Source organism: Moraxella sp. RCAD0137, assembly GCF_002894025.1.
Lineage (GTDB): Bacteria > Pseudomonadota > Gammaproteobacteria > Pseudomonadales > Moraxellaceae > Moraxella > Moraxella porci.
Window position 1 is genome coordinate 1 of the sequence record NZ_LTCC01000022.1, and the last position, 9998, is coordinate 9998.

The following is a 9998-nucleotide window of genomic DNA, read 5'->3' on the forward strand; positions in this document are numbered from 1 at the left end:
TATTGTAAGATGTCGGTAGGAAGTACTCATCATTTGGAAGTGGTTTTTGTGTGGAAACAAAATTATATTCTAGTTGATGAGTACTTCTTTTTTTGTTGCACTTGGATTGTAAATTCAGCTCGTAAAAAAAAGAAAGGTCTTAAAGGTTTTATGGTTTTGGTCGGCACTGCCGACAGCCTCGCAGAGCACACACTTTATGAATATAAAGTATAGTGTGCTATATTTTACTCGCTAAAATTTTTGTTTTTGAAATTGTGAGTTGCTCTTGCTTTGGTTTGCGTTGGAGTAGTTTTGATAGTAGCGGAGCGAATGTCAAAACTACAAAAACGTTACTCTATGTCATTTTCATTTTTTGCATTTTAGATTTTGGTTAAGATTTAGAATTTTGATTTTTGGGTAGTTGGTAAATTTTTTGTTTTTTAATTTTTGCTTTTTGATTAAAAACCGTATTTGCCCGGGCTAATACTATGCTCGCTAACACCTTTTTCTCTGCCCTGGCAAGCATAGTGTGGTGCCGGCACCACACGAAAAAAGGGGGCAGAGAATTGTTTTGAGCGGTTTTAGAGTTTTTCTATGGGTTTTGTAGGTCTGTAATTTAAAACGGCTCTTAAACGTCAAAATAGGGCTCTAAAATTCGTTCTAAGACGTCTAGTTTTTCATTTGGGGTTTTACTAGGACTAAAATCTTAAGACCGCTAAAACGTCAAAATAGGCGTCTTAAAATTGATTTTGCTTCCCGTGCAAGCATAGTGTGTGGAGCACCACACACAAAAAATAGGCGGAAAGCACATGAGTTTGTCAAGTCGGCAATGACTTAGTGGCAGTTTGCAGCTTGTCTGCATTACTGCTACTTAGCCAACTTCCGACTTGACGAACAAAGTTATTAAATCCTAGTGCAAGGCAAAAAAAGCCACTGCATTTTTTTGCTCGCCAAACGCAGTGGAATTTTGAAAGTTTTGAGGGGGTTTGGGGGTACTTTTTCAAAAGTTCCCCCATGATTTAAAAATTCGCTTTGGTGCGTGCTCTAAACTCCTTGTGTCGCAAGGCTTTGAGCGGTTTTCTTCTTCTCTTGATACTATATATACTATATAGAAATAACTCTCATGCTAAAATCATGGCTTATCCAGCTGTCTAACCGTTGATACACAAGGGTTTTTACATAAAAAAAAGCCCTTGAAAAACCTCAAAGGTAGATGTATACTTTTGATTGGGTAATTTAGAAAAGAATACAAATCTACAGAAAGGGTTATTCAAGGACAATTTTGTTGTGTTTAACTGAGATCAGTGTAGCATGGAATTTTTAGAAAATCAAGAATTCAAAGATATTAGTAAAACAGGGAAAGACAGAAAATGGAAAGAGCGTAAATTGCAAAATGCTGAGTATGCAAGACGCTTGGAAACGTTGGGATATAAGACTTTTACAAATGTTTATCAGTGTGCTGAAGTGTTGAGATTTATGCAAGGACCTGATGGAAATTTGAAATTAAAGCAAGCGTGGTTTTGTAAATCAAAGCTATGTCCTATTTGCAATTGGAGAAGAAGTATGAAATATGGGGTACAACTGGGACAAATCATTGATGTAGCAAGGGAAAGAGAGCCAAAAGCGAAGTTTATATTCTTGACTTTGACCGTAAAAAATGTGGTTCTGTTGCAAAGTTTTAAATAAAGAATAAAATCCCTTACGGTATCTATGATTTAAGCTGGGATTCCCAATAATACCTTGATTTCAGTACAGACCGAAAACCCGAAGAGAGTGCCTTCTTTTCGGGTTTTCTTATATAATCCTCGGATGGCTTCCATGCCTTTAATCGTGGTAGAGGCAGTGCGTAAACTTCGATAGAATTTATTGCGTCTCTTTACTGGACGATGGTCTTATTTAATCAAATTATTCAGGTATTTAATGGTACGATGTTCTGTCCCTTGATAAAAGCCGTACTCTTTTAGTTTCTTAAAGGCACTTGTAATAGAGGGTACTACCAACAAAAAGCGGAAAACATACGCTAAGCAAAATTCGACATAAAGAAAGCCGATTTTTCCTACGCTAAGGATTTTGAAAGATAAAAAAGCCTAATCCCTGCTAAATTGAAGGGGAAATTAGGCTTTTGGTCTTCCACAATCGCGCCCGTTTGTGGAAGATAGCGATTTCCTCTCCTAATATTATCTGAAAGGAATCATTAAGCACTGTTCGCACCAAAATTGTTGGCCTTATCCTCTTCCAAAAGCTCTAACCCTTCAGAAATCCAGTCCTGATCCCTTGCCCTTAAGCCTTCTAACAGGTAACTGACTTGATCGAACGTTACGAACAAGGAGACTTTTCTGATGTGAGTATCCAAGTCAACCTCGCCTCTATAAGCCATCACTTGCCGAGTAAACAGCTCGCCGCAATCTTCCAAAAGGTATACATAATCATAATCGGGATCACTTATTGCGGCATCACCAAAATCGATAATGCCTGTTAATGGGGTCTGACGTGAATTCAAATTCGTCAAAAAATGATCAGGTGACAAATCGCCGTGAATTAGTCTCGGCGTATATCGTGTATATACCGGATGAGTCATATAGGATTGGAAGCGCAGCGTGAGATAGTCCCTTAAAGACTCATCAAGAAGAGGGAACACCTGATCCTCCACAGCTTCCGATAGCAAGAGAATTTTATTTTTCAGGTTTGTAACAGGAACCCCGGCTGATATGGCAGTTTCAACAGGAAATGCGCTTAGCTCATTCATGAACTCAGCAAGTTGCAGCGCCAGTCGATCTTTTGCATCATCGGGAAAAACGGCCATCCCGTCTTCACCCAAGATTTGGCCTTGGACTTTACGGTAGCCCACGAAGGGATTTCCATCACTTTGCTTTCCGATATATACATACTGTGGAATATTCACCTTAACACAACCGACCAACAGAGGTAGCAATTGGATTTCTTTGTTCAATTCGTCTGCACCTTGTTGACTCTTGGGAAAACGAAAAACCCAATCTCCATTGACGAGGATCGCGTAATTCCTAAAGCCCTCACCAAGCGACTCGACGGATTGTATGCTTATATCTGGGAACTGAGTCATTATCATTGTGGTATAGTGAAGTTTATTTTGTTTCATTTATTCTCCTATCTCATTATGCAGCTCTCCTGCTTAGTTTAATAAGTCTTACTCTACAATATGGCCCGATTGCTGAATAAAGTTGAAAGAACGATCATTGGCTATTTATTATTTCAATCCATGGATCAGATTCCGCAATTCAGCATTTACACTTTATCATATAATAACCTTTGACAATCGTGGGTGCTACTGTTTGTTCCAAAACTCTCCCTTTTCTGTACATACAACTTTTTCCCTTTTAGGAAGTGTCTTTTAACGCTTTAAATATAACATATCTCTGTACATTAATCTATGTCTACTAACCTATTATTATTTAACTTATGTTACAATGAAGCAAAAGGAATAATAGAGAAAGAGTGATTTTTGTGTTTATTGGATACGCACGTGTATCAACGGGATTACAAAACTTGGATTTACAAACAGATGCGTTAGCCCAACATGGTTGTACGAAAATTTTCCACGATAAAATGAGCGGGGCGAAGAAAAAACGTCCCGGTTTAGAAGAGGCGCTCCAGTATGTACGCGAGGGGGATACAATTGTCGTTTGGCGATTAGATCGTCTCGGTCGAAACATGCAGGACTTAATACAAATCGTAAATACTTTGAATGAACGAGGAATAGGATTCCACAGTCTACAGGAAAACTTGACTATGGACAAAAGCAACGCAACGGGGCAATTGATGTTTCACTTATTTGCGGCTTTTGCAGAATTTGAGCGTAATCTAATTGAGGAACGCTCGGCTGCTGGACGAGCAGCTGCAAGAGCGCGTGGACGACTAGGTGGTCGCCCAGAGAAATATGGATCAAAAGATATTGAAATGATGAGAGCTCTAATTGAAAATGGCACTCCGATTAAAGATGTTGCTGAAAAATGGGGTGTATCCCGCACAACAATTTATCGCTATTTGGAAAAAAAATAAATACTTTTTACGAAGGTGGGGTAATATGGCATCTAGAGGAAAAGAATTACTCACAGCAGATCAAAGGGAAGAATTTGTACGAATACCATTGGATATGACCGAACGTGAATTAGAAATCTATTATACTTTTTCGCAATATGATCTCGAAATTATTAATCGACACAGAAGGGATCATAACCGTTTAGGATTTGCCGTCCAATTATGCGTTTTACGATACCCTGGATGGTCACTCTCATATGTTGAACCTATACCGGATTTGGTAATTCAATATATAGCGAAGCAAATAAATGCTGACCCCGATTCTTTTTCTTTATATGCTAAACGTGATCCAACCAAACATGAACATTTGGAAGAAATTCGACAAGTATTTGGTTATCAGAATTTCTCTCCAAGTAAGTATCGTAAGACTGCACAGTTTTTAATGCAACATGCCTTGCAAAATGGAAATTCAATGTACCTACTTCATACAGTTCAAGAACAATTACGGAATCAAAAAATAATACTTCCTGGAATAACCACCATAGAAAGACTTGTTTGGGAAACCCGTCGGAGAGCAGAGGAAAAAATATTCAAATCCTTAATGAAACCCCTTTCAAATTGGCAAAAACAAAAACTGGAGACACTTATCGACCCCTTTGTTGAAAACAGGAAAACTCCATTAGCATGGTTAAGGGAACTTCCTGGCCAATCGTCACCCGATGCCTTTTTAAAAGTAATTAAGCGTTTGGAATATATCAGGGACTTGAAACTTCCAATGATTACACAAGAAGTGCATCCCAATCGATTGCTTCAATTATCACGTATTGGAGCACGTTATGAACCTCATTCATTTCGCAGATTTAAAGAAAATAAGAAATACGCCATTCTGGTAGCATACCTTGTGACACTCAGCCAAGACTTAATTGACCAAGCAATTGAAATTCATGATAGGCAAATGATGATTTTACAATCAAAAGGTCGAAAAACACAAGAAGAAATGCAAAGGGAAAATGGAAAAGCAGTTAATGAAAAAGTTATTCATTTTGCAGACATTGGAGCCGCGCTTATTCAAGCGCGTGATGAAGGACTCGATCCATTTAGCACCATTGAAAAAGTAATGCCATGGGATAAAATCATTACCTCCGTTGAAGAAGCGAAAAAATTAGCTCGACCAATGGACTATGATTATCTTGATTTGCTTGGAAATCGATTCACTTATCTGAGAAAGTATACTCCTGCCCTTCTTAAGTCTTTAGAGTTTCGTTCCACAATAGCATCAGAGCCATTAATACGTGCTTTAGAAACATTGAAAGAAATGAATGAATCTGGAAAAAGAAAAGTACCAGATGAGGCTCCGATAGATTTTGTTCCAAAACGTTGGCAGAAACATGTTTATGATGAAGAAGGAACAATAAATCGACATTATTATGAAATGGCTGCCCTAACAGAATTGAAAAATCATATTCGCTCTGGAGACGTATATGTTGTTGGTAGCAGACTACATAAGGACTTTGAAGAGTACCTTGTTGCTAAAGAGGACTGGAAAGCAACAAATCTTGAAGAAACTAAGTTAGCAGTTCGCTCCTCAGCTGAGGTATATCTTGAAGAACAAAGGAAGGCACTAATTCAACGACTCACATGGATTTCAAATAATCTTGATGATCTTGAAGGAGTAAACATCGAAAAATCTAAACTTAGACTAGATCGTTTAGAAAAAGATACTCCAGAAGAAGCACGAAACTTCAGTCTATCCTTGTATAATATGCTGCCAAAGGTAAAGCTCACTGATCTTTTAATGGAGGTAGCCCACTGGACAGGATTTGATAAAATGTTGGTACACGCTTCCACTAATAGACCTCCAAAGGGAGAGGAAAATCCTATTCTGATGGCTGCACTTATGGCAATGGGAACTAACATCGGTTTGACTAAAATGGCAGATGCTACACCTGGAATTACTTATCACCAAATGGCTAATGCTGCTCAATGGCGTTTGTACGATGATGCTATTAGTCGGGCGCAATCCACATTGGTAAATTTTCAGAAAAAATTAACCCTTGCTTCATATTGGGGTGATGGTACCACTTCTTCATCTGACGGAATGCGAGTACAGGTTGGTGTATCATCTTTGCACGCTGAAGCAAATCCTCATTATGGTACAGGTAAAGGTGCAACCATTTATCGGTTTACAAGTGATCAATTCTCTTCTTTTTATACGAAAGTCATTAATACAAACGCAAGAGATGCTGTACATGTCATCGATGGATTACTTCATCATGAAACGGAGTTAAATATTGAGGAGCATTATACTGATACAGCAGGTTATACCGATCAGGTTTTCGGTTTAAGTCATTTGTTGGGGTTTCGATTTGCACCAAGACTTCGTGATTTAGCTGACGCTAAACTTTACACAATTCAAAAACCAAATGATTTTCCTAAATTGGAAAACTTACTTCGTGGACGGATTAACACAAAGGTTATTCAGGAAAACTTTGATGACGTGCTCCGATTAGCCCATTCTATTAGAGAGGGAAAAGTATCCGGTTCGCTTATTATGGGGAAGTTAGGTTCGTATGCAAGACAAAACAAATTAGCCACCGCTTTACGGGAAATGGGAAGAATCGAAAAAACTATTTTTATCCTAGATTATATATCTAGTGAGACATTACGTAGACGTATCCAGCGAGGACTAAATAAAGGGGAAGCCATGAATGGTTTGGCAAGAGCATTATTTTTCGGAAAACGAGGCGAGTTACGGGAAAGAGGTTTACAGGATCAGTTGCAGCGCGCAAGTGCATTAAACATTATAATTAACGCAATTAGCGTATGGAATACCGTATATCTAACTGAAGCAACGAAATTGTTAAAGGAAAAAGGAAATTTACGGGAGGACCTATTAAAACACATTTCACCTCTGGGATGGGAACATATCAATTTTCTTGGTGAATATACCTTTGATATGACGAAAATAACAAGCTTAGATTCACTGCGCCCTCTTAATCAATAAAATGAAATCCGAAAATTCCTTAGCGTAGGAAAAATCGGCATTCTTTATGTCGAATTTTGCTTAGCGTATGTTTTCCGCTTTTTGTTGGTAGTACCCCTAATAGAGGGGGCTTTATCTGTGACTACAACCTTCGGTTCATCAAACTGCTTCACTAACCGCTTAAGAAAAGCATAGGCTGCTTGTGTGTCCCGTTTTTTACGTAACCAAATATCCAAGGTTAAACCATCTGCATCGATGGCTCGATACAAATAATGCCATTTTCCTTTAATTTTGATGTACGTTTCATCCATTTTCCATGAATAAAAGGATTTTTTATTTTTCTTTTTCCAAATTTGATAGAGTAGTTTGCCATATTCTTGCACCCAACGATAAATCGTCGTATGAGAAACGTTAATGCCACGATCATATAAGATTTCTTGAACTTCACGATAGCTAAGGTTATAACGAAGATAGTAGCCCACGGCTACAATAATCACATCCTGCTGAAATTGCTTTCCTTTAAAATGATTCATCGTCATTCCTCCTGCTATCTTTTTCTATTATTCTACCTTATTTGATAGTAGATTTAAAACTTTGCAACAGAACCGTAAAAACAGTATTGGACCCAAACAGCACCGCATCCGAATGAATTCCCCCGGCAACCTGGTAGTAAACTTCCGGATTATCAAAGCCTTTAATGCGGCCATCAAGGCTAATTTGTGTGTGCATAATTATCTTTGGTTTCATATTTTTCAATCCTCCTTTTTGATAGTAGAATATCATAATACACTGACAGCTGTATGTCAGCAGGGGATATGAAACCTTACAAAAAATACATAACAGACCAATCGCTTTCTCTAAATCAAGTTTAGGCAGTGATTCGTAATTTGTGCCAGGTGTTTACGGGTTATGCATTTTAATTCATCAGGTTGGACTATTTCAATGCCTGATCCATATTCAATCAGCTGCTTGCTCAATATCTCAAAGGAATCTGTCTGGAATTCGATTTCCATTTTACTTCCCAAATCGGTTTCTTCAAGGAAGCCGAGAGAATACCTGTTCTTGATAGAATTGTATGTCTCCCCTTTTTCAGCTCTAAGAATTACATTATATAGTTTTTTATATGAAAGCATTTGTTTTAATATTTGTTCCAAAGAGCCATCATGGCTTTGACAGAGCTCTTCTTCTATGCAAATGCTTTTAATCCGATCCACACGAAAATTCCTATATTCATTTCTTAGCCTGCAAAACCGATTAAGTACCAGTTCTGTTCATAAAACCCCAGTGATATAGGCTCTATCATTCTGCTTTCCGGTTCTTGCCCTCCTGATGCAGGATATTGAATTGATATTACCCTTTTATTGCAGATTGCAGTCTGAATTGCTGCAATAACGTTATCCGCCAATGTATTTTTCTGTCCATATGTGCTGTACACGTTAATACTGTTCTCCAACTCCTGTGCATAGTTTTTTTCACCATGCTTCAAAATAGATTTGATTTTATACATAGCTGAATCAAAATCCTTTATAAATGATTCATCTCCATGGCAATTTAAAAATTTCCCTGCTGTAATCAATGCACCCACTTCCGCCGCTGTAAACATTACCGGCGGAAGTAGGAAGCCCTCTACAAGAAAATATCCTTTTCCGGCCTCAGATCCAATTGGTATTCCGGCTTCTTCAAGTGTCCGGATATCTCTGTAAACTGTCCTTAAGCTTATATTAAATCGCTGTGCAATTTCTTTGGCAGGAATTATTTTTTTTGATTGCAGCTGAATAAGAATAGAGGTTACTCTGTTAATCCTGTTCAAATTTTATTCCTCCTCTGTGACTTCCATAAAAAGTATATCCTATGCGTTCTTATGACAGTTCATTCTCCTAAGTATTTAATCTGCTATCTTCTCGTAGGTTTTATCCAGAAGTTCTATTCCATAATCGGCATAGGTGCCGTTTTGCGCATCGATCAGCCATTCACAAACGGATTTACAGCCAATCTCTTCTTCAATCTCATTGCGAAGAGATATGAGAAGTCCAGCACCCTTATCACGACTAACCTGACATTCTCCAAATGGCCAGAGGTTTTTGGAGATCCTGTTCTTACGAATGCACTCCTTGACAGACTGTTACACCACAGTCAGGTACTGAACATTAATGGTCCTTCCTACAGATTAAAAGATCAGCTTCAGCTAATGACTGATGATGATTAAAAAGACAAAATAAAAATGTAGGAAAACCTACATTCTTATTTTGTCCAAAACCTGCATTTTTATATTGACTTTTGCAGCGCAGTCGCATAAGGACATTTGCCGAAACGTTCATCCAGCGTGGTTATCTGTGATGTGTCAAACTTAAACTCATCAGTCATTACACATCAAACTCTTCCTCTACTTCAAATGATCCGCGAATTTCAGCATGACCGTTCTCGAGATAGAAAAGCACCATCTCCCAGCCGTTTTTGTCGTAAGTTTCCATGATCTGAGGCATAGCCTCATGAACCTTTGCAAGAAGCGCATCATCCTTAACGATCTTTGCAAGACCGTCATAGCGCATAAACTTGCCGCCGTTTACAGCCATGACTTCAACATGGGGATCTGCGCTAAGTTGCTTGAAGCAATTCTTGAAGGTGCCTGTTCCGAAGTAAATACGATCTCCATCTACAAGATGGAAGTTGAAAGGACGACCTTTGGGCTGGCCGTTATCAACGGTAAGGAAGGTGAAAACTTTTGCCTGTGTTAGGAACTCGCTGATTTTTTCAACATTTGTCATGGTTATGATCTCCTTAATTATTTATTGGTCATTTATTTGAACCAGTTCAATTATACGACCGTTAATCAAATCTTTCAAGTACGATTTTTTATGATACTAAGTATCACAGAAGATACCGCCCCGCAGCCGATGCTTTGTCGGCTGTGTGGGAGGCTTGTTAAGCTAGCTGCTGTTAGTGCTTCTCATTGCACCCTGGTTATAAAAGCCATACTCACAAACCTCTTCACCAAAACTCTTTACATCTCTAATATAGAACT

Annotated in this window: 6 protein-coding genes and 6 pseudogenes; 5 read left to right on the forward strand and 7 right to left on the reverse strand. The window is 38.4% G+C overall.

All coding sequences use genetic code 11. From position 1 onward, the window contains the following. Together AZ602_RS10220 and AZ602_RS09470 are read left to right on the forward strand one after the other, a co-directional pair. Positions 1 to 213: hypothetical protein (locus tag AZ602_RS10220; protein WP_227525215.1), on the forward strand; the 213-nt coding region annotated here is incomplete at its 5' end. 1077 nt (positions 214 to 1290) lie between these two features. After that, positions 1291 to 1665, forward strand: a complete 375-nt coding sequence (locus AZ602_RS09470; RefSeq protein WP_199174119.1) for a protein rep — start codon at positions 1291 to 1293, stop codon at positions 1663 to 1665. 29 nt (positions 1666 to 1694) lie between these two features. Here AZ602_RS09470 and AZ602_RS09475 read toward each other — a convergent pair. Then, a pseudogene (locus AZ602_RS09475) lies at positions 1695 to 1970 on the reverse strand (DDE-type integrase/transposase/recombinase); the annotation flags it as partial. Between the two features lie 203 nt (positions 1971 to 2173). Further along, entirely contained in the window at positions 2174 to 3094 is a 921-nt protein-coding gene (aph(2'')-IIIa, locus tag AZ602_RS09480; RefSeq protein WP_103034692.1) for an aminoglycoside O-phosphotransferase APH(2'')-IIIa, read from the reverse strand. Positions 3095 to 3459: 365 nt separating this feature from the next. Here aph(2'')-IIIa and AZ602_RS09485 point away from each other — a divergent pair, with 365 nt between their 5' ends. Further along, entirely contained in the window at positions 3460 to 4014 is a 555-nt protein-coding gene (locus AZ602_RS09485) for a recombinase family protein (RefSeq protein WP_018659525.1), read from the forward strand. Next, entirely contained in the window at positions 3953 to 6997 is a 3045-nt protein-coding gene (locus AZ602_RS09490) for a Tn3 family transposase (protein WP_255409098.1), read from the forward strand. Before AZ602_RS09485 ends, AZ602_RS09490 begins: the two co-directional genes overlap by 62 nt. 77 nt (positions 6998 to 7074) lie before the next feature. Here AZ602_RS09490 and AZ602_RS09495 read toward each other — a convergent pair. The 4 pseudogenes from AZ602_RS09495 to AZ602_RS10415 form a co-directional block, all read right to left on the reverse strand. After that, positions 7075 to 7509: pseudogene (locus AZ602_RS09495) on the reverse strand (IS6 family transposase); the annotation flags it as partial. A gap of 73 nt (positions 7510 to 7582) precedes the next feature. Continuing rightward, a pseudogene (locus tag AZ602_RS09500) lies at positions 7583 to 7723 on the reverse strand (riboflavin biosynthesis protein RibD); the annotation flags it as partial. 110 nt (positions 7724 to 7833) lie between these two features. Continuing rightward, a pseudogene (locus AZ602_RS10410) lies at positions 7834 to 8579 on the reverse strand (helix-turn-helix transcriptional regulator). Positions 8580 to 8654: 75 nt separating this feature from the next. Then, positions 8655 to 8786 (reverse strand): annotated as a pseudogene (locus tag AZ602_RS10415) (HTH domain-containing protein); the annotation flags it as partial. 177 nt (positions 8787 to 8963) lie between these two features. Between AZ602_RS10415 and AZ602_RS10420 the strand changes: the two are divergent. Further along, positions 8964 to 9182: pseudogene (locus AZ602_RS10420) on the forward strand (ATP-binding protein); the annotation flags it as partial. Between the two features lie 157 nt (positions 9183 to 9339). Here the strand turns inward: AZ602_RS10420 and AZ602_RS09525 are convergent. After that, positions 9340 to 9741 (reverse strand): pyridoxamine 5'-phosphate oxidase family protein, encoded by a 402-nt coding sequence (locus AZ602_RS09525; RefSeq protein ID WP_103034695.1) that lies wholly within the window; start codon positions 9739 to 9741, stop codon positions 9340 to 9342. Positions 9742 to 9998 lie beyond the last annotated feature (257 nt).